Annotated in this window: 20 protein-coding genes; 12 read left to right on the top strand and 8 right to left on the bottom strand. The window is 60.2% G+C overall.

What is annotated here, in order from left to right:
* Positions 1–30 precede the first annotated feature (30 nt).
* Positions 31–621, top strand: coding sequence for a hypothetical protein (locus AB5Z05_RS19830; RefSeq protein ID WP_160882413.1), 591 nt, complete (start codon positions 31–33; stop codon positions 619–621).
* Positions 608–1,516 (top strand): tetratricopeptide repeat protein, encoded by a 909-nt coding sequence (locus AB5Z05_RS19835; protein ID WP_160882412.1) that lies wholly within the window; start codon positions 608–610, stop codon positions 1,514–1,516. The genes AB5Z05_RS19830 and AB5Z05_RS19835 overlap by 14 nt, the downstream gene beginning before the upstream one ends.
* Before the next feature lie 126 nt (positions 1,517–1,642).
* Here AB5Z05_RS19835 and AB5Z05_RS19840 read toward each other — a convergent pair whose 3' ends face one another.
* On the bottom strand, positions 1,643–2,095 hold the full coding sequence (locus tag AB5Z05_RS19840; protein ID WP_149153812.1) for an HPP family protein: 453 nt from the start codon (positions 2,093–2,095) through the stop codon (positions 1,643–1,645).
* A 76-nt stretch (positions 2,096–2,171) separates the two neighbouring features.
* On the opposite strand from AB5Z05_RS19840, the gene AB5Z05_RS19845 reads away from it, so the two are divergent.
* Positions 2,172–2,738 carry a TetR/AcrR family transcriptional regulator gene (locus AB5Z05_RS19845; protein ID WP_040067639.1) on the top strand — a complete coding sequence of 189 codons (567 nt, stop codon included), beginning with the start codon at positions 2,172–2,174 and terminating at the stop codon, positions 2,736–2,738.
* A 126-nt stretch (positions 2,739–2,864) separates the two neighbouring features.
* Complete coding sequence (ompA, locus tag AB5Z05_RS19850; protein WP_144715800.1) at positions 2,865–3,959, top strand: porin OmpA; 1,095 nt, start codon at positions 2,865–2,867, stop codon at positions 3,957–3,959.
* A gap of 79 nt (positions 3,960–4,038) precedes the next feature.
* On the opposite strand, the gene AB5Z05_RS19855 is transcribed toward ompA, so the two are convergent.
* The 6 genes from AB5Z05_RS19855 to AB5Z05_RS19880 form a co-directional block, all read right to left on the bottom strand.
* Positions 4,039–5,148, bottom strand: a complete 1,110-nt coding sequence (locus tag AB5Z05_RS19855) for a YeeE/YedE thiosulfate transporter family protein (protein WP_368152856.1) — start codon at positions 5,146–5,148, stop codon at positions 4,039–4,041.
* Positions 5,149–5,270: 122 nt separating this feature from the next.
* Positions 5,271–6,890, bottom strand: a complete 1,620-nt coding sequence (locus AB5Z05_RS19860; RefSeq protein WP_368152857.1) for a methyl-accepting chemotaxis protein — start codon at positions 6,888–6,890, stop codon at positions 5,271–5,273.
* A 180-nt stretch (positions 6,891–7,070) separates the two neighbouring features.
* Positions 7,071–7,967 (bottom strand): EamA family transporter RarD, encoded by an 897-nt coding sequence (gene rarD / locus AB5Z05_RS19865; protein WP_368152858.1) that lies wholly within the window; start codon positions 7,965–7,967, stop codon positions 7,071–7,073.
* 125 nt (positions 7,968–8,092) lie between these two features.
* Positions 8,093–8,263 carry a hypothetical protein gene (locus AB5Z05_RS19870; RefSeq protein WP_005341999.1) on the bottom strand — a complete coding sequence of 57 codons (171 nt, stop codon included), beginning with the start codon at positions 8,261–8,263 and terminating at the stop codon, positions 8,093–8,095.
* A 126-nt stretch (positions 8,264–8,389) separates the two neighbouring features.
* Positions 8,390–9,886: an aldehyde dehydrogenase gene (locus tag AB5Z05_RS19875; RefSeq protein WP_368152859.1), complete on the bottom strand. Its 1,497-nt coding sequence runs from the start codon at positions 9,884–9,886 to the stop codon at positions 8,390–8,392.
* Between the two features lie 124 nt (positions 9,887–10,010).
* Positions 10,011–10,553, bottom strand: a complete 543-nt coding sequence (locus AB5Z05_RS19880; RefSeq protein ID WP_005339643.1) for a cupin domain-containing protein — start codon at positions 10,551–10,553, stop codon at positions 10,011–10,013.
* A 186-nt stretch (positions 10,554–10,739) separates the two neighbouring features.
* Here AB5Z05_RS19880 and AB5Z05_RS19885 point away from each other — a divergent pair, with 186 nt between their 5' ends.
* The 6 genes from AB5Z05_RS19885 (at position 10,740) to AB5Z05_RS19910 (ending at position 17,360) form a co-directional block, all read left to right on the top strand.
* Positions 10,740–12,071 (top strand): aspartate aminotransferase family protein, encoded by a 1,332-nt coding sequence (locus tag AB5Z05_RS19885; RefSeq protein ID WP_005357473.1) that lies wholly within the window; start codon positions 10,740–10,742, stop codon positions 12,069–12,071.
* Between the two features lie 81 nt (positions 12,072–12,152).
* On the top strand, positions 12,153–13,649 hold the full coding sequence (locus AB5Z05_RS19890) for a CoA-acylating methylmalonate-semialdehyde dehydrogenase (RefSeq protein ID WP_368152860.1): 1,497 nt from the start codon (positions 12,153–12,155) through the stop codon (positions 13,647–13,649).
* A gap of 83 nt (positions 13,650–13,732) precedes the next feature.
* Positions 13,733–14,461, top strand: coding sequence for a glutamine amidotransferase (locus tag AB5Z05_RS19895; protein ID WP_069527013.1), 729 nt, complete (start codon positions 13,733–13,735; stop codon positions 14,459–14,461).
* A gap of 183 nt (positions 14,462–14,644) precedes the next feature.
* Positions 14,645–15,616 (top strand): LysR substrate-binding domain-containing protein, encoded by a 972-nt coding sequence (locus AB5Z05_RS19900; RefSeq protein ID WP_005339651.1) that lies wholly within the window; start codon positions 14,645–14,647, stop codon positions 15,614–15,616.
* 106 nt (positions 15,617–15,722) lie between these two features.
* Positions 15,723–16,562 (top strand): PfkB family carbohydrate kinase, encoded by an 840-nt coding sequence (locus tag AB5Z05_RS19905; RefSeq protein WP_042079777.1) that lies wholly within the window; start codon positions 15,723–15,725, stop codon positions 16,560–16,562.
* A 345-nt stretch (positions 16,563–16,907) separates the two neighbouring features.
* Positions 16,908–17,360: an Rrf2 family transcriptional regulator gene (locus AB5Z05_RS19910; protein WP_005339654.1), complete on the top strand. Its 453-nt coding sequence runs from the start codon at positions 16,908–16,910 to the stop codon at positions 17,358–17,360.
* Positions 17,361–17,431: 71 nt separating this feature from the next.
* On the opposite strand, the gene AB5Z05_RS19915 is transcribed toward AB5Z05_RS19910, so the two are convergent.
* Positions 17,432–17,953 (bottom strand): ferredoxin-type protein NapF, encoded by a 522-nt coding sequence (locus AB5Z05_RS19915; RefSeq protein ID WP_368152861.1) that lies wholly within the window; start codon positions 17,951–17,953, stop codon positions 17,432–17,434.
* 140 nt (positions 17,954–18,093) lie between these two features.
* Here AB5Z05_RS19915 and AB5Z05_RS19920 point away from each other — a divergent pair, with 140 nt between their 5' ends.
* Together AB5Z05_RS19920 and rmuC are read left to right on the top strand one after the other, a co-directional pair.
* Positions 18,094–18,309, top strand: a complete 216-nt coding sequence (locus AB5Z05_RS19920) for a hypothetical protein (RefSeq protein ID WP_005339659.1) — start codon at positions 18,094–18,096, stop codon at positions 18,307–18,309.
* Positions 18,306–19,646, top strand: a complete 1,341-nt coding sequence (gene rmuC, locus AB5Z05_RS19925) for a DNA recombination protein RmuC (RefSeq protein WP_110304148.1) — start codon at positions 18,306–18,308, stop codon at positions 19,644–19,646. Before AB5Z05_RS19920 ends, rmuC begins: the two co-directional genes overlap by 4 nt.
* Positions 19,647–19,760: the final 114 nt, after the last annotated feature.

Raw genomic sequence — 19,760 nt, forward strand, 5'->3', positions numbered from 1 at the left:
ACTGCCAGCCGATTAACCCGGAATGCTCCCATGCTGATGTTGATTACCGAGTCGCCGCCAATAGGTGTTGAGCCTGAAGGCATCCTTTATCGCACCCCGGATGAGTTGGCACATACAGATGCCAATACCCCTGTTGCTGTAGTGATTGACCTAGCTTCTCCCTCTCTCGCCTTTTTGGAATGGGTGGCAAACCGCACCAGGATTACTATCTGGTTATCCCCCTCGTTTCTGCCCCCGGAACACCAGTCACAGCTACATGCTCCTGGGCTTGATGGGGTGGCTGTTATCAATTGGTTGTATGGCTGGATGGCACCGGATGATTACTTGCAACCAGATCAATGTCATGAGGTTCAGACATTATTGCAGTCTCATCGTTATGGTTGGTTGTTGGCGCAGAATGATTTGCCGCGCCATGCCGCGTCTCTGCAAGGAATTGATTACTCACTGAAGATTGCTTCAGAGGAGGAATGCATAGGGATGACGTTAGAGGGTTTTGAGAGCCAGTATCAGGAACTTAAAGCAATGCTGGCACCCAAGGTGTTACACAATGCCCTGTTTAACTACTTACCGCAGGAAAGTTGCTTATTGCTGTCGAGGCATCCACGTCATGTCTTGCTCTGATAAAGCTAAAAAGCGGCGATTGGCGAGACTATGCAATCTCGGGATTGAATTCTATTACGGGGTCGGGTCGTCATTTGAGCGTAAACAGATCGATAAAAACCACGCTCGCCAATTGTGGCTACAGGGGGCGAGCGAAGGCTGTGCCGATGCCATGAATATGTTGGCGGGCACCAGTGAACACCCGATGGAAGGCCGCTACTGGTATGAGGCCGCTGCGCGGCAGGGAAGCGTAATCGCTATGTGTGCCCTGGGCGATATCCACTCTCTGGCGGGAGAGTGGGAGCAGGCAAACGCCTGTTTTCTGCAGGCAGCACAATTCGGGTCAGATAGTGCGATGTATTCTCTGGCTTTCAACATCCAGCATGGGCGGGGGTACCGTCAGGATGAGAAGTTGGCGATGTATTGGTATCGCCGGGCGGCAACCAGGGGGCATACATGGGCTATCTACTGCCTTGCCAGATTGCTTGAGTCCGGATCGCCGACAGAGCAGAAGGCATCTCGTGAATGGCTCAAGAAAGGTGTTAGTTTGCGGCATAAGGCGAGTGTCATGTGTTTTGCTTTACTGGAAGCCAAGAAGGGTAAGCGGGGGATTCAATGGTTAGAGATGGCATGTGTGATGCGGCATGTAACGGCAATTTCCTGGCTGGTTCGAGAAGTTGAGCAGGGAAGGCTTGCCCTAAGGGGGGACGTGACTTGCTGCCAGCTACGTACCTTGATTAGCGAGCTGTCATCCTTGCCTGATGACCTGTTGCCTGAAGAGCGATGTTTCTTGCCCTCAGATTATTGGGCCGAGATCACCCCCATGATTGATGAACAGTTGCCAGCTTGGCCGTTGGTACAAAACAGACCACTTTCCATACACCTGCCGCTCTCAAGCTGTTGGATGAAGATATAGTTAGCGACTACCTGCGTGAACTTGGTTGCGTTTGGAAAGAAGTGAACGACGCCCCTGCCTACCGACTGTTCCTGGCCAGTTGATGGTGCGATGAGGAGAGAGGGAGGCGTTGGCCTCCCTCAGTTTTTAGGCTGCAACTGGCCATTTTTGTCTTAGCCATTGAAATCCATGAGCCAGCACCATCAGTAGCAGGGTTCCGGGTAGTACCGTTTGCCACAGGAAGGCTGGCTCTTGTCCTGTCATCAGGATCAGTAAGGGATTGGCGCCCGCTGGAGGGTGGAGGATATTCAGTCCCTGCATCAGGGCGATGGCCAGCCCGGTTGCCAGCGCCATCTGCACTTCTGCGGGGAGGGGAAGCATGCCGATCACCAGTCCGACGCAGGCCGTCAGCAGGTGACCGCCCAGCACGTTTTTGGGGCGCGCCAGCGGACTATCTGGCAGGGAAAACAACAACACACAGCTGGCCCCGAAAGGTGCCATGACTAGCGCGACATGCCAGCTCAGATTGAGCCATCCCAATATGCCGATGGTGAGTGCGGCGCCCACGCCTGCCCATAACGGGCCATACCATTTTGTCATCATGCTTTCCTCTTGGTTTGCCAGAACTGATTAGGCACATTAGGTAGACAGATCGGTGTACTTCAAGAGGCAAATCATGAGTGAGAAGCGTCAACAACTGGTGGCGACGGCCTACCGTCTGTTCAACCGTCATGGCTTTCATGCCACCGGCATAGATCGCATCTGGGCCGAGGCGGGGAGTACCAAGCGCACCCTCTATCGCCACTTCCCGACCAAGGATGCCTTGATTGAGGAGGTGCTGCTCGCTCGTGACCGGGAGTTTTTCGCCTTGCTTGACCAGCGGCTGGCCGGTGTGAGCGGACGTGAAGCTCGCCTGCAGGCGCTGTTTGACGGCTTTGCAGAGTGGTTTGGCCGCTCTGATTTCTATGGCTGCAACTTTATCAACGCCAGTGCCGAGTTTGCAGACCCGCGCCATCCGGTGCGCAAGCTGGTGATGGCCCACAAGCAGGCGTTACTAGGCTGGGTGATAAACCAGCTCAACTGTTCTCTGGCACAGGCCACCGAGCTTTGCCTGTTGCTGGAGGGGGCGATCGTGATGGCTCACAGCTATCAGCAGCCACTGGCGCTGGAGCAGGCCAGAATGCTGGCAAAGACCATTTTGACCGACGATACCGCGATAATGCAGGCCGCTTCACACTCCTGAACTGCTGGTCATTTGAGGCTGCGTTCGGATGGGATACCCTGAATAGCGGAGAGGCCGCCTGACGGCTTCACACAGGGAAGAGTGCGCACTCAGGCGCCCATAACGACTTATTGCAGAGGCGAAAATATGAATAAATCCATGCTTGCCGTATTGGTCAGTGGTTTGCTGGCGGCCGGAGCCGTGCAGGCTGCCGCTCAGGACAATACCTGGTATGTCGGTGGCAAGGCCGGTTGGTCCAATTACTATGGCGTTGACCACAACCAGTATGCCGAGTCGATTGCCCAGACGTTGGGTAATACCAGCGAGAACACGGATGATCTGGGTCTGGGCCTGTTCGCCGGTTACCAGCTCAACCCCAACCTGGGTTTCGAGCTGGGTTATGACTGGCTTGGCAAATACGACACCACTTCGGGCACTGGCGCCAATACCCTCAAGACCGAAGCCAAGAGCCAGATGATTCAGGCCACCATGAAGATCAGCTTCCCGGCAACGAATGTGCTCGATCTTTATGGCCGACTGGGCGGTGCCTATGCCTGGACGGATAGCGAGATCAGCTTCGCCAATACCAGCGAGACCGGCAAAAAGCATGGCGCCGCCTTCGTTGGTGCGCTGGGTGCCGAATATGCCATCGATCGTGACTGGGCCGCCCGTCTGGAGTACCAGTACACCACGCCTCTGGGAGATGCCTCTCTCGATCGCTCCGGTATCGAGATGGATAACGGCCTGATCTCGTTCGGGATGCTCTATCGCTTCGGTCAGCAAGGTGGCGAGGTCGCTGCACCGGCGCCCGCTCCGGCAGCCGAACCGGCACCTGTAGCCGTGGTTGAGCCCAAGACCTTCAGTCTGAGTTCCGATGTGCTGTTCGAGTTCAACAAGGCGACCCTGAAACCGGCTGCCAATCAGGCGCTCGATGCCCTGTTCAGCCAGATTGTGGCGGCCAATCCGAAAGATGGCGTCGCAACTGTCATCGGTTATACCGACCGCATCGGTTCCGACAACTACAACCTGGCGCTATCCGAGAAGCGGGCCCAGAGCGTGGCCAGCTATCTGGTATCCAAAGGCTTGTATGCCGACAAGGTACGGGTCGAGGGGCGTGGCAAGGCCAATCCGGTCACTGGCAACAGCTGTGCCAGCCGCTCCAAGCAAGAGCTGATCGCCTGTCTGGCACCGGATCGTCGGGTGGAAATTCATCTGGAAGGGGTCTCCCAGCCTGTCCAATAAGCAGAGCGACGGGAGCGATAAATGTAAAAACGGGAGGCTTGGCCTCCCGTTTCTTATGGGGTGTTTACGATATCGAGCCTCAGAGCCCGAACAACGGGCGCAGGCGAATGCCGATCAGGCTGCCAGCGAGGGCCATCAGCATCCAGACCCAGCCGTGCAGGCTGCCAGAGGCGGTGCCATCGAAGAAGCCGCCGAGGTTGCAGGCGGCGTACATGGCGCCCATCCCCATCAACAGGCCGCCGATGATGGAGGCCAGACTGTTGCCGATCCGCATCGGGGCGAAGTTGCCGCCACCGCTCAAACAGCGCGCCAGCATGGCCCCCAGAATACCGAGCCAGAACATGCCGACCATGGGGTTGATAAAGAGTGGCTGTGCCAGCTTGGGGTTGCCCTCGAACAGGCCAAACAGGGAGGCGCCGCGCAGCGCCATGTCATAGACGGCGCCGGTGATGGTCCAGGCCGAGCCGTGCAGAGCGACGACAGTGGAGTTGAGTATGGCGATGATGATGCCGCCGGTCAGCACGGTGAATCGGCCATCGCGCCAGAACAGATTGCCGCCGCTGAAGAGGGGCTTGAGCTCGCCGGTACGCTTGAGTTCGCTGTTGCGAAACAGCAGGAACAGCGCGGCGACCAGCGCCAGGTTGAGCAGCATGCCGTTCCAGATATTGCCGGTCAAATCCTGGGCCAGCACCACATGGCTGGAGAAGGTAGCCTCCAGTTCGGGGCGGAACTGGTTGCTGATGAGGGTACCGATGCCGTAGCAGATCAGCACCAGCCAGAAGCGGGGTTGCCCCTCGCCGCAGCAGTAAAGAGTGCCGGTGGCACAGACGCCTGCCAGCTGCATGCCGATGCCGAACAGGAAGGCACCGACGATGAAGGGAATGCCGATAGCCATCACGTTACCCACCATGGCATCGCCAAACAGGGCGTGGCTAAAAGAGAGGAAGGTGGTGAACAGCAGAATTTCGATGGCGATGGTGAGCAGGTGAACCCGCACATAGTAACTGTTGCGCTTGGTCAGCATTTCGCGCCAACCGAAGACGATGCCGAAGCGGCTGAAGGAGAGGGTGAAGCCGAAGCCGAATCCGATCAGGGCCATCAGAGCCCATTTCATACCAAAGGTGTTGCCAAGCCAGAGTAACGCTCCCCCCGCGATTGCCACGATGGGGAGCGACCATTTTCGATTCATGTCTGTTGATCCTTGCAGTTGGTTTTCAGAGGGGCGGATCCTATTCCCTCGTGGAGTCCAATGCTACCCATTTAGTCAATGCAGAGAAAAAGGGGGGCGCTGACTCCCGTCAGCGCCGGGGATCAATGGCGGGTGGTGTCGAGATGGAAGTGGTGAGTCTGCCTGGTCAGGATGCGGGCGTGCTGGGCGACCATGGTCGCCTCTTCGGCGGCGTGACTGGCGCTCTGGTTGGCCTCGGCCGCCAACCGCGACATCTCGCCGACCTGATGGTGGATCCCTTGTATCAGCCGGGTCTCATCGCTCATCAACTGATCGACCTGAGCGATGCGCTGATTGATCTCCTCGCAGCTCTGCGCGATCCGGGCGACGCTCTGGCGCGCTGTCATCGTGTGAGTGACCGCCTGTTCGACCCGGGCCAGCTCGGTATCCATCTCGCTGGCGGCGCGCAGACTGACATCCTGGATCTTGCCGATGATGGTGTTGATCTCGGTGGTGGCGCTGCCGGTGCGGGTCGCCAGCGAGCGTACTTCATCCGCCACCACGGCAAAACCGCGTCCCTGTTCACCTGCCCGCGCCGCTTCAATGGCGGCGTTCAGCGCCAGTAGATTGGTCTGCTCCGCAATATCGTGAATGGCGCCCGCCAGCCCGGCTATCTGCTGCGAGAGGCCAGCCAGATCCGAAATGGTATGGGAGACCTGCTTCACTCCCGTGACTTGCTCCCCGATCACCTGTTCCACGGTGTGGATGGCGATCGTCGCCTCTTGTGCCCGCTCTGCTGACTGCAGGGTTTGCTCCCCTACCTGATGCAGCTGGCTACCCGCCTGTTCAATGGAGTGGGTGAGCTGTTCGATGGCCTGTTCGATATGGTGGGCCGCCCCGACCTGAGCCTGACTGTCATCGGTGTGCCGTTGTGCCATGGCGGTCAGGCTGGTGGCGCGATCATCCAGCGTACTGGCGCTGCGTTGCAGGGACTCCACCAGGGTTGCCAGCTGGTCACGCATGGCCCCGATCTGGCGGATCAGCTCGCCGATGGCATCAAGGCCCGGCTCCGGCATGGGGCGGTTCAACTCCCCTTCGGCGATGGCGGCGGTGGCTTTGCCTGCGGCCAGCAGCCGCTGTTGGGTGGGGCGTCCCAGCCAGAAGATGAGCCCAGCCCCTAGCAGTGCGGCGCACAACAGCAGTCCGTAGCAGAGTCGGGTGGTGTTGGCGAGATGGGCCATCTGCTCGGCGGCATATTCGTTGCCGCGGATGACTGTGGCGTCCACCCCTAGCCGGTGGGCGTTATAGAGGGTGTGCAGGCGTGCCGCAATCGCGCCCGCCTGCGCCAGATCCCCCGCCTTGATGGCGGGGACAAACTTGTCGTTGAGCAACTGCCAGAACAGTTCCCCCTGCACTTTTTGCTCCCCCAGCAGCAGCTCCCTGAGGGGCTCGTTCAGGCTGCTCTCTTGCCAGAAGCGGTTACGGCTCTCGAACTCTTGCTGCAGTCGGGCGAGGGTTTGCAGCAGGGCCTCCCGCTCCTCCGGTTTGGCATGGAGCAGGGTGTAGACCTGCAACTGGGATTCGATGAGGTAGAGAGGCGGCGGCAGAATATCGGCTACCACATCCTTCCCCTGTCCCATCTGATCGGCTGCGCTCCGGACCGAGTAAAGCCCGAAAAAGCTGATGGAGATCAGTGTGATAATGACCATGATCCCCAGAATCTGACCAAAAAGCAGAGATCTGTCGTGAATGTGCTTGAGCATGTTGCCTCCATTCGGCTCCGTTCATGGATAGCATAGCTCTCTGGCGGGATAGTGAGACTCGGGTGTGGTCTGTTGATGGCGAGTCGGATCTGGAGAAGGGGAAGTCGCAGTCTGAAGGCCGCTGGTGGCACGAAAAAGAACCCCGGCTGATGAGCCGGGGTCGCTGGTGGTGAGGCGGTGTCAGGTCCGGCTTGGCGCGGCTTTGCCGCTGCGCAGCCCCTCCAGACTGAACAGCACCAGCGCGCTCCAGATGCAGGCAAAGGTGAGCAGTTTGTCCATTGCCAGTGCTTCCCCATAGAGGGTAACGGCGAGGATGAACATCAGGCTGGGGCCTATGTACTGGAAGAAGCCCAGGGTGGAGAGCTTGAGCCGGGTCGCGGCGGCGGTGAAGCAGAGCAGGGGGGCCGTGGTGACGGCGCCTGCGGCGATCAGCAGCAGGTTGAGCTGCCAGCTGTTCTCCGTCATGTGGCTGGTCGGACTGTCGGCGAAGCCCCACAGATAGATGGCCGCTGGCGGCAGCATGATCATGGTTTCGATCAGCAGACCGGTGAGGGCATCGAGGGCCAGTTTTTTGCGTACCAGACCATAGATGGCGAAGCTCGACGCCAGCACCAGCGCAATCCAGGGCAACGAGCCAAAGGCGATGAGCTGGATCGCCACTCCGGCAAAGGCCAGCGCCACTGCCCACCACTGCAGGCGGCGCAGCTTCTCGCTCAGAAACACCATCCCCAGCAGCACGTTGAACAGCGGGTTGATGTAGTAGCCGAGGCTGGCATCCAGCATATGGCCGTTGTTGATGGCCCAGATGAACAGCAGCCAGTTGCCGCCAACGGTGACCGAGGTAAACGCCAGGGTGATCAACACTTTTGGCTGGCGCAGCACGGCCTGCACCTTGTGCCACTGACGGCCTGCCAGCGTCAGCACCATCAGCAGCACGCAGGACCAGATCATCCGGTGGGTCAGGATCTCGGCGGCCGGGACGGCAGAGATGGTCTTGAAATAGATGGGGGCTATGCCCCAAAGGGTATAGGCGCACAGGGCGTAGATGACGCCCTGACGCTGGATCTGTTGCGGCATGCGGATGACCTTTACTGAAGCGTTGGATGCGGGAAAACATCGCAAAAAATCAGTGTAGCGATCCTTTTGCGGGGAAAGAAGCGAATAAACGAAGTTTGAGGGGAAGGAGGCGAGTGGCTGGCCGGTCAGCCTTTACCGCGGCGGATCTTGTCGACGTCCATCAACAGCCACAACATCAGGGCGATGGCGGAGATCCAGGGGCCCCAGGTCACGTAGGCCTCGCCGTGCCCCAGCACGAAGAACAGCAGGGGCAAACCGATCACCAGAAAAAGTACGCTTCCCAGAAAAAATAGCATTTTTGTCTTTATATTTAACATGTTGGCTTTTTTATCATTATAAGGATTGAGCCCTGTGATGGAAGGCCAAAAATGCAAAAGGGGGATTTCTCCCCCTTTTTGATCCGATAGTGCTGCTTTGTAGTGTTATTCCAGCTGAATCCAGGTGCTTTTCAGCTCGGTGTACTTCTCCAGCGCATGAAGTGACTTGTCGCGACCGTTACCGGACTGTTTGAAGCCGCCAAACGGCATGGTCATGTCACCACCGTCCCAGTTGTTGACGAACACGGTACCGGCGCGCAGGGCGCGGGAGCCTTTCACCGCCTTGTTGAGATCCGCCGTCCAGATCGCCGCGGCTAGGCCGTAGTCGGTGTCATTGCCCAGCGCAATGGCCTCCTCCAGCGTATCGAAGCCGGTCACCGCCAGCACAGGGCCGAAGATCTCCTCGCGGAAGATGCGCATCTGCGGGGTCACGTCGTCGAAAATAGTGGGTTCGATATAGAAGCCGCCACTCTCCATATTGGTGCGGTTGCCGCCAAGCAGCAGCTTGGCCCCCTCCTGCTTGCCAATCTCGATATAGCGCAACACCTGCTCCATCTGGATGTGATCCACCATGGCGCCGATACGGGTCGCAGGGTCGAGCGGGTTGCTCGAGATCCACTCGCGGGCATGGGCCAGCAGTCGCTCCATAAATTGCGGCTTGATGCTGTTTTGCACCAGCAGGCGGGAGGCGGCGGTGCACACCTCGCCCTGGTTGTAGAAGATGGCGCCAGCGGCGCTCTTGGCCGCGGCGTCCAGATCCGGTGCGTCGGCCAGTATGATGTTGGGGCTCTTGCCGCCGCACTCCATAAAGGCGCGCTTGAGGTTGGACTTGCCGGAGCACTCCACCAGATGTTTACCGATCCTGGTGGAGCCAGTGAAGGTGATGCAATCCACATCCATATGCATGGCCAGCGCCTCACCCACGGTATGGCCAAAGCCCGGTAGCACGTTGAACACTCCGTCCGGAATACCCGCCTCCTTGGCCAGACCTGCGATACGCAGGGCGGTCAGGGGGGATTTTTCGGAAGGCTTGAGAATGACCGAGTTGCCGGTGGCGAGCGCCGGGCCCAGCTTCCAGCAGGCCATCACCAGCGGGAAGTTCCATGGCACGATGGCGGCAACCACCCCGAGCGCTTCGCGGGTCACCAGTGCCAGGGCGGACTCCTCCACCGGGGCGACCTGATCGTAGATCTTGTCGATCGCTTCGGCGTTCCAGGCGATACAGTTGGCGGCGGCGGGGGCGTCATAGCCCATGGCATCGCCGATGGGTTTACCCATATCCAGCGACTCCAGCAGCGCCAGCTCCACCTTGTTGAGGCGCATCAGCTCGGCGAAGCGCTGCATGATCTGTTTGCGCTGTTTCGGCGGCAGGCCGCTCCAACGCTTGTCGTTGAAGGCGTCACGCGCAGCCTGTATCGCCAGTTCGGCATCGGCGGCATCGCAGGCTGCTACCTTGGTCAGCAGCTTGCCGTTGGCCGGGTTGATGCAATCGAAGGTGGCGCCATTGACGGCATCCCGATAGCTGCCGTTGATAAAGGCTTGCGAGGGCAGGGTCAGATGGGAGGCCTTGTGTTGCCACTGGGCCAGGGTCAGGTCACTCATGTTCACTCCTTGAACCGGCAAAAGTCAGTTTCTGCGTATCAATATGCTAAACATCCTGCCGCTTGTAAATCCATCTTGTAACAATTCATTAAACATTGCTTCCCTGCCGATGCACCTCTGAATGTCAGAAACTGGCGGGGGTGTTGGCCGAGATCAGCACGCACTCCTGCTCGCCACTATTGCGAAAACGGTGGGGGGTGCGGCTGTCGAAGTAGTAGCCATCCCCGGCGCCCAGCAGGTAGATCTGCTCGCCCACGGTCACTTCAACCTCGCCCTTGATGACGATGCCGCACTCTTCACCCTCGTGGCTCAGCATGTCGTCGCCGGTGTCGGCTCCCGGTGGTAGCACCTCCTGCAACATGCCGATGGCGCGGTTGGCTCGGCTGTGCCCGACCAGCCGGTAGCTGATGGGATGCGTGCCGAGATCCGGCATATCGGCGGCGCGGAAGATCACTTCGGTGCCCATTTCAGTCTCTTCGGTGAAGAAGCTGGCCAGCGACATGGGGATCCCTTCCAGCACCTTGCGCAGGGAGGCGACAGAGGGGCTCACCTGATTTTTCTCGATCTGGGAGATAAATCCGTTGGTCACACCGGAGCGCTTGGCCAGCTCGCGCTGGGATAGGGCTGCCTTGGTGCGAACCGCCTTGAGGCGGTGACCGATATCCATCTATAGACACTCCTTGACTGTTTACTATTATTAAAATTGTGTTAAATATCTTATACCACCCTGCTGATGCGTCTAGCTAGGGGTGGCACCAGACAGGGCGATAACGGGCCCTTTTTTATGGATTCAGGTGTTTAATTTAATAGGCATTGGCCGACAGTTGCTAAACACCTTAAGGATGAGGTGACCATGAAACCGATCAGCGACATCAATACGCCCTCCGACATGTCCGCCTTCTGGATGCCGTTCACCGCCAACCAGCAGTTCAAGGCGGCGCCGCGTATCCTGAAGTCGGCAGAGGGGATGTATTATCACTCAGAGGATGGCCGCAAGATACTGGATGGCACAGCCGGACTCTGGTGTTGCAACGCGGGCCATGGTCGGCGCGAGATTGCCGAGGCGGTCTCCCAGCAGATTTCCCACCTCGATTTCGCCCCCACATTCCAGATGGGCCACCCCCTGCCGTTCGAGCTGGCCAACAAGCTGGTGGAGATCGCTCCCAAGGGGTTTGGCCACGTTTTCTACACCAACTCAGGTTCCGAGTCGGTCGATACCGCGCTCAAAATCGCGCTGGCCTGGCAGCGGGCTCGCGGTCAGGGCACCCGCACCCGGCTGATTGGCCGCGAGCGTGGCTATCACGGGGTCGGCTTTGGCGGCATCTCGGTGGGGGGGATTCCCGGCAACCGCAAGTGGTTCGGCTCCCTGCTGACCGGGGTGGATCATCTGCCCCATACCCTCAATATCGCCAAGAATGCCTTCACCAAAGGGCTGCCCGAGGAGGATGTGGCGCTGGCCGACGAGTTGGAGAAGATCGTCTTTCTGCACGATGCCAGCAATATCGCGGCGGTGATCGTCGAACCCATCGCTGGCAGTACCGGCGTGCTGATGCCCCCCAAAGGCTACCTCAAGCGGCTGCGGGAGATCTGTACCAAGCACGGCATCCTGCTGATTTTTGACGAGGTGATCACCGGTTTCGGCCGCCTCGGTTCCCCCTTCGCCGCGCAGGAGTTCGATGTCATTCCCGACATGATCACCTGCGCCAAGGGGCTCACCAACGGCGCCATCCCCATGGGGGCGGTGCTGGTGCAGAAGCACATTTATGACGACATGATGGCGGCAGGCAAGGGGGCCATCGAGCTGTTCCACGGCTACACCTACTCCGGCCATCCGGTGGCTGCGGCTGCGGGGCTCGCGACCCTCGAGATCTATCGCAACGAGAACCTGCTCAGCCGCGCCGCCGATCTGGCGGGCTACTGGGAGGAGGCGGCCCATTCGCTGAAGGGCTGCAAGCATGTGAAGGATGTACGCAACTACGGGCTGGTGGCGGGTATCGAGCTGGAATCGATGCCGGATGCGCCGGGCAAGCGCGCCTACGAGGTGTTCGTGCGCTGCTTCGAGAAGGGGGCATTGATCCGGGTGACCGGCGACATCATCGCCCTGTCGCCGCCCCTTATCATCGAGCGCAGCCAGATCGACGATCTCTTTACCCTGCTGCAGGATGCCCTGCAGGCACAACCTTAACCCATTTGATGGCCCCGCACTGGCGGGGCCTTGCGTTGATTTGCTCAGCGCATTTACCGCATCAGTTATCACGGAGGATACATGACATACAGGGTCAGCAACTTCATCAACGGCCAGCCGCAGGAGAGTCGCAGCGAGCGCCAGGGGGCCATCTTCAATCCCGCCTGCGGCAAGCAGCAGGGGAGCGTCGGGCTGTCCAGCGCCGCCGAGTGTCAGGAGGCGATCGCCATCGCCGAGCGCGCCTTTGCCGACTGGTCACAAACCCCGCCGCTGGTGCGGGCCCGGGTCTTTTTCCGCTTCAAGGAGTTGATGGAGCAGCACAGGGACGAGTTGGCCCAGCTGATCAGCCGCGAGCATGGCAAGGTCTTCTCCGATGCGCAGGGCGAGTTGACCCGCGGGCTGGAGGTGGTGGAGTTTGCCTGCGGCATTCCCCATCTGCTCAAGGGGGAGCACTCCCTCAACGTCGGTCGCGGGGTAGACAGCTACTCCATGATGCAGCCGGTGGGGGTTTGCGCCGGTATCACCCCGTTCAACTTCCCGGCCATGGTGCCGCTCTGGATGTTCCCGGTCGCCATCGCCTGCGGCAATACCTTTATTCTCAAACCCTCCGAGAAGGATCCCTCTCTCTCGCTGCGGATGGCCGAGCTGCTCAAGGAGGCCGGTCTGCCTGACGGCGTGCTCAACGTGGTGAACGGTGACAAGGAGGTGGTGGATGTGCTGCTGACCGACCCGCGAGTGGGTGCCGTGTCGTTTGTCGGCTCCACCCCCATTGCCCAGTACATCTATGCCACCGCCTCGGCCCACGGCAAGCGGGTACAGGCGCTGGGCGGTGCCAAGAACCACATGGTGGTGATGCCGGATGCGGATCTCGATCAGGCGGTCTCCGCCCTGATGGGGGCTGCTTATGGGGCAGCAGGCGAGCGCTGCATGGCGATCTCGGTAGCCGTGGTAGTGGGTGACGAGACCGCCGATGCGCTGGTAGCCAAACTGACGCCGCTGGTGGAAAAACTGCGGGTGGGCCCGGGGCTGGGCCAGAGCCCGGAGAACGAAATGGGGCCGCTCATCAGCAAGGAGCATCTGGCCAAGGTGCGTGGCTACGTGGATCAGGGGGTGGCCGAAGGGGCCGCGCTGCGGGTCGATGGTCGCACGCTGAGCCACGACGAGGGTTACTTTATCGGGGGCTGCCTGTTTGACGAGGTGACGCCGGATATGCGCATCTATCGCGAGGAGATCTTCGGCCCTGTGCTCTCCATCGTACGGGTGCCGGACTACGAGACGGCGCTGCGCCTCATCAACGAGCACGAGTACGGCAACGGCACCGCCATCTTTACCTGTGACGGCGACACCGCACGGGACTTCACGGCGCGGGTGCAGGTCGGTATGGTAGGGGTGAACGTTCCCATTCCGGTGCCGATGGCGTTTCACAGCTTTGGCGGCTGGAAACGCTCCATCTTCGGGCCGCTCAACATGCACGGGCCGGACGGGGTTCGCTTTTATACCCGGATGAAGACGGTGACGGCGCGCTGGCCCCAGAGCCTGCGCAGTGGTGCCGAGTTCTCCATGCCGACCATGAAGTGACGCGCTGGCGCGTGCTCATGGCCTAACCTCTTGCCCCCGCCGGTCAATGATTGGCGGGGGCGAACTCTGTAAAGGAACAACAGATGCGATTGGGAATTCTCGATTGTGACCGGCTCGATCCCGATCTGGCGGATCGTTTTGGCCCCGTTTACTCCGAGATGTTTATCAGGGGCTTTGCGGCCCTGGCCCCCGAGCTGGAATTTCGGGTCTGGTCGGCTCTTGATGGGGAATTGCCGGAGGATCTGCACGAGTGCGATGCCTGGCTCATCACAGGCTCGCGCCACGATGCTTACAGCGATATCCCCTGGATTCAGGCACTGCGGGCGTGGATCCGTCAGGCGCACGATGCCGACGTCAAGCTGGCAGGCGTCTGCTTCGGTCATCAGGTAATCGCCCAGGCGCTCGGTGGGGAAGTGGTGAAGTCTACCAAGGGGTGGGGGCTGGGTGTGTCGGTGCACCCCATGCTGGCAGATGAGCCCTGGATGGCGCCGGCGCGGGATCAGATCCGCATTCTGGCCAGCCATCAGGATCAGGTGGCCCTGCTGCCGCCGGGGGCGACCCGACTGGCGGGCAACGATTTTTGTCCCAACTTCATGTTTCTGCAGGGGAACAACATAGTGGCCATTCAGGGACATCCGGAATTTTCGGTGGAGTACAACCGGGCGCTGATCGAGCGGCGCCGCGGCCTGTTGCCCGACGAGCGCTACCAGAGCAGCCTCTCCTCGCTGGAGGGGGAGGTGGATTCGGCGACCATGATGCAGTGGCTGCTGCAGTTTCTGGGGATCCTGCCGCTGCGGGCTGGCGCGGCCTGAGCCCGGTTTGTCAGCCACCCCTTCGGATGCTAGATTTTGTAGCAAAATGAAGGATCAAGCGCTGAGATGTCGGGATCGGATGGTACACTGGCCGCCCATGTGGCGGCCTGTTTGTCTGGCTTGATTGCCGTCCCGGCCTGAGCCAAACCTGTCTGAGCCAAACCAGTGTGAGAGTGTGACGCCTTGAAACTACAGCAATTGAAGTATTTGATCGCGATCCGGGACCACAACCTCAATGTGTCCGTGGCTTCCGATGCGCTCTTCACCAGTCAGCCGGGGGTCAGCAAACAGATTGGCCTGCTGGAGAGCGAGCTGGGAGTGCGGATCTTCGAGCGCCGTGGCAAGCATTTGCACCGCATCACCCCGGTGGGTGAGGAGATCATCAAGTGTGCCGAGGCGATGCTCAACATCGAGAGCAAGATCAAGGCGATCTCCCGCGAGTATCTGGATCCGACGGTGGGCACCCTCAATATTCACACCACCCACACCATTGCCCGCTATCTGCTGCCCAAATCGGTTACCTACTTCACCAAGAAGTACCCCAAGATCTCGTTCCACCTCCATCCGGTGATGTCGGCGAGCAAGGAGCAGATCAGCAAGGGTTACTCCGATTTTTCCATCGTTGCCCACGAGATTGGCTTCGACAAGGAGCTGATCGCGCTGCCCGCCTACCTCTGGACTCTCTCGCTGGTGGTGCCGCAGGATCACCCGTTGGCCAAGGTGAAGAAGCCGACGTTGGAGCAGCTCTGCCACTACCCGATCCTCAGTTACGAGAGCGGCGCCACCGGTCGTCAGGTGCAGGACGAGGTGTTTCAGGCGGCGGGGCTGACCCCGAGTTACTACATGACGGTAATGGATGCCGGAGTGATCAAACGCTACGTGGAGCTGGGCTTTGGCATCGGCATCATCTCCTCGCTGGTGGCCAACGACACCGACAGCCCCGGGCTGGTCTCCATCAATCTGGAGCACCTGTTCAAGCCCTGTCCGGCGCAGATCTGTTTCAGCAAGAGCATCTTGCTGCAGAACTACATGTATGACTTCATCAGCTCCTTCTCGCCCCACCTCACCAAGGAGGTGATCCAGAGCGTGATGCAGCAGCCGAGTCAGGCGCGCATCGACGAGCTGCTGGCCGGGGTGGAACTGCCCATCTATTGATCCCGATCGGATTCCCGATCGCTGCCGGTTGTCTCTTCTGTCAGGCTGGGCTCTACTCGGGGTTCAGCCTGTCTCTTTTGGGCTATCTCCATCGTCCGAGGTCTCTATGTCCCGCATTTTGCTGCTTGCCAATCTCAACTGTGATCATGTGCTCTCCCTCTCCGAACCTCTGGTGGCGGGGGCCCGGCTGCAATATGTGGATCAGGGGCGCAGGCTGGGAGGTGGCGCTGCCAATACCGGCATAGGGCTGGTGTGGGCGGGCCACGAGGTGACCATTGCTTCCCGTATCGGGCTGGACGAGACCGGCGACTGGCTGCTGGAGCAGGCGGCCGGTTACGGGTTGGATTGCAGCCATGTGGAGCGCTTTGGCGGCGAGACCGGCGAGCTGCTGATCCTGGTGGACTCCACCGGCGAGCGCACCATACTGCGCCGCCCGCGGCGTCCCGACCTGCCCGGCGATCTGCCGCTGGAGGGGATCGACTGCCTCTATGTGAACTATCCCGGCACCGCCATCATCAGCTACATGCGCCAGATGCTCGGCAAGAGCTTCGTGGTGGCCCAGTATCCCAAGGGCGGCCAAGCGCGCCGTCCCTGCCATGTGCTGGTGGCCTCCCGCTCCGATCTCGGCGAGGTGAGCGACCCCTGGCAGCATGCCCGCCAGCTGGCGGGGGAGCAGCTCGAATGGCTGGTGCTGACCGAAGGAAAGGCGGGCGCGGTTGCCATCCACGGCGATGAGCAGATCCGGGTCGCCGCTCGGCCCGTCTCGGTGGTCGATACTACGGGGGCGGGTGATGCCTTCGCCGGCGGATTGATCCATGGTCTGGCGCGGGGCATGGCGATCAAGGATGCGTTGCAGTGCGCGGTGGACTGGGGCGCGTTTGCCGTCGCCTCCGAGAGCTCCATTCCCTCGGTCGCGCTGAAAAATTGGCTGAAACAGCCCCACTGAACCACCTTTCTGGCGGTCGATTCAGGGGCGGTTCGCGGGCCATATGGCTGCTGGTCGAAGTGGCTTGGTGAAGGAGACTATTCGGGAGATTTACCCGCCATAAAGCGGGTAAACGCCGGGCTAACCCGGCAAGTTTGCGATCAATCAAAGAAAGTGTCGATTTATGTGCATCTTCATCGACACCCGGTTGTGCTGCTCTTAACCTGTCACTCCGCAACTCAGATTAAGAGACAGGCCCTCCTCTGGCGAACCAATGGGCAAACAGAGGCAAACCGGTTGTCTCCTGCCTCTTAGCTCAATGTTGTCGTCCTGATTCCTGGCTTGTAGTAAGAGGCAAGTGCGACCATGCAACTGACACGATTTACCGACTACGCCCTGCGTACCCTGACCTTCCTGGCGGTTCAGCCGGGGGATCGTCTGTCGACCATTACTGAAGTGGCCGATACCTTCGGCATCTCTCGCAACCACGTGGTCAAAATTGTGCACCAGCTTGGCATCAAGGGGTACATCGAAACGGTACGCGGCAAGCACGGTGGCATCCGCCTCGGTCGCTCGGCGGTCTCCATCAATTTGCGGGATGTGGTGATGGACATGGAGCATGTGCTCTGTCCGGTCGATTGCAAGCGTGAAAACTGCCGACTCTCCGGCGGCTGCCGCATTCAGGGCATTCTGCGCCGCGCCATGAACGCCTTCCTCGAAGTGCTGGGTGAGTACACTCTGGCCGATGCGGTGCGCGATCCCAATCGTCTCTGCCACCTGCTGGGTATCGAGCAAGAGACTATTGTGACCATGGCCTGACGGGGCGTGGAATATCGAACAAGATGTGAAAGGGGCCTGATGGCCCCTTTTGCTTTTGTACGCGGGTGGTTTTAGCGACTGCCCGGCTGGCGGATCAGGGTGATGGCGCCGTGCAGGCAGGCGAGGCCGCAGGCACCGCAGCCATTGCAGGCATCCATATTGACGTTGATGCCGTCGGCGGTGGCCTTGATCGCCTGTTGCGGGCAGGCATCTTCACAGAGCAGGCAGTAGAAGCCCTGCCGTGCCTGACAACTATCTTCAATCTGTACCCGGGTCTGCACCTGCCGACCCAGTTGCAGGTCGAGGGCGCCGGTGGGACAGGCTCTGGCGCAGCTGCCGCAGTAGCTGCACTGGCCGCAGGCGAGATCGAGCACCGGGGTACCGGCGATGGGGCTCCCCTCGTACTCCTCCTGGGTGGCCGGTTTGAGCAGGCCGCGCGGGCAGGCCTTGAAACACTCGCCACAGCGGGTGCAGAGGGAGAGGTACTGGGACTCCTCGATGGCCCATGGCGGGCGCGCTTCATGGCATACCACGGCGGGCTTGCGGGAAGCTTGCCAACCTTGTGTCAGCCAACGGAGGAAATAGTGAGTCATGCTCGCCCCTGATACCTATTAGGGGTTAATTTTATCGAAGTTTCGGGAAGCAGGCCAGAGAATAGCGGCCGTCAGGATCGCAAGCGCAGTTGCCCTTGTGTAAGCTAGGCGGGTCTTTTTACGTGGTTGAATGAAAACATATGTGGCTATTTCTCTGGCGTGCGTCCCTGCTCTATGTCTTTCCCCTGCTGATGTGGGCCTACTGCCGCATCAAGGATATCGAGTTCGCCGAACTCGATACCGGCGTCAACACCCACAAGTGGGTGGTGCTGGCCGCCTACCTCATCTACGTGGTGCTCTGGATCCTCGTTAACCGCTATCTCGAACTCTTCCTGCGTCAGCGGAGCCGCAAATGATTGACCCCGGACTCTGGGGGATCTTGTTGCCCGCCGCCGTGCTGGTCCTCGGGCTTGGCTGGCTGATCGGACGACGGGCCGCCACGGCGCAGGCTCAGGAGCTGATGCTGGCGCAGGAGCGTCATCAGGCGCTGCAGGATCGCTTCGACGAGTTGCAGGATGAGCGGATGCAAGGCCAGCAGAAGCTGGAGCAGCAGCAGACCCTGCTCATCAAGCTCACCGCCCGCCTCAAGGATGCGGAAGCGACCCTGCGCAGCGAGCGGCTTGCCGCCGCCGAGAAGCTGCAGCTGCAACAGGAGGCGGAGCAGCGCCTCAGCCAGCAGTTCGAGAATCTCGCCAACCGGATCTTCGAGCAAAACTCGGGCAACTTCCGCGAATTGAACCAGAACAGCCTCGATCTGCTGCTCACACCGCTCAAAGAACAGATCGAGGGCTTTCGCCGTCAGGTGGGGGAGACTCACGCTCAGGAGACGGCCCAGCGCCACAGCCTCAAGTTCGAACTGGAGCGCCTCGCCGAGCTCAATGCCCGCATGACCGAGGAGGCGGCAGCGCTAACCCGCGCCCTCAAGGGTGACAGCAAGCAGCAGGGCAACTGGGGTGAAGTGGTGTTGGCGCGGATCCTCAGCGAGTGCGGTCTGCGCGAGGGCCACGAGTACCACACCCAGGTCAATATCGAGGTGGAGAAGGGCAAGCGCTACCAGCCCGATGTCATCGTCCACCTGCCGCAAGAGAAGGACATCATCATCGACGCCAAGGTGTCGCTGACCGCCTACGAGCGCTGGTACAACGCTGAGGACGAGCTGGAGAAGGCGGTGGCGCTGAAAGAGCACGTCGCCTCGGTGCGCAACCATATCCGCGAGCTGGGTCGCAAGGATTACCAGCAGCTGCCCGGGGTGCGCACCCTCGACTATGTGCTGATGTTCGTGGCGGTGGAACCCGCCTTCCTCACCGCGATGGAGGCCGATCCCTCGCTGGTGCGTTACGGTCTCGACAACAATATCCTGCTGGTGAGTCCCACCAATCTCATGGTGGCGCTGCGCACCATCGAGAACCTGTGGCGCTACGAGCGACAGAACCAGAATGCCCGCCAGATTGCCGAACGGGCCGGTCGTCTCTACGAAAAGCTGCGGCTGTTTGTGGAGGAGATGCAGCAGATGGGCGGCAGCCTGCACAAGGCGCAGGAGAGCTACGACAAGGCGATGGGACGGCTGGTCAACGGTCGTGGCAACCTGATCGCGCAGGTCGAGCGTTTCCGCGAGCTGGGGGTGGAGGTGACCAAGAGCCTGCCAGAGCCGCTGGTGGAGCGGGCGCTGGAGCGTGACAAGGAGCGGGAGTAGTTTTTCCCCTTACAGCCATCAGCAAAGGCCCAGACCCTGTTTGGGCCTTTTGCTATCTGTCAGCTGGCCAAGTGCTTACCCATCATCAGAAATCCGCAAAGCAAACAGCCCACC

The organism is Aeromonas sp. R2-4 (genome assembly GCF_040908365.1).
In the GTDB taxonomy this organism is placed as follows: domain Bacteria; phylum Pseudomonadota; class Gammaproteobacteria; order Enterobacterales; family Aeromonadaceae; genus Aeromonas; species Aeromonas veronii.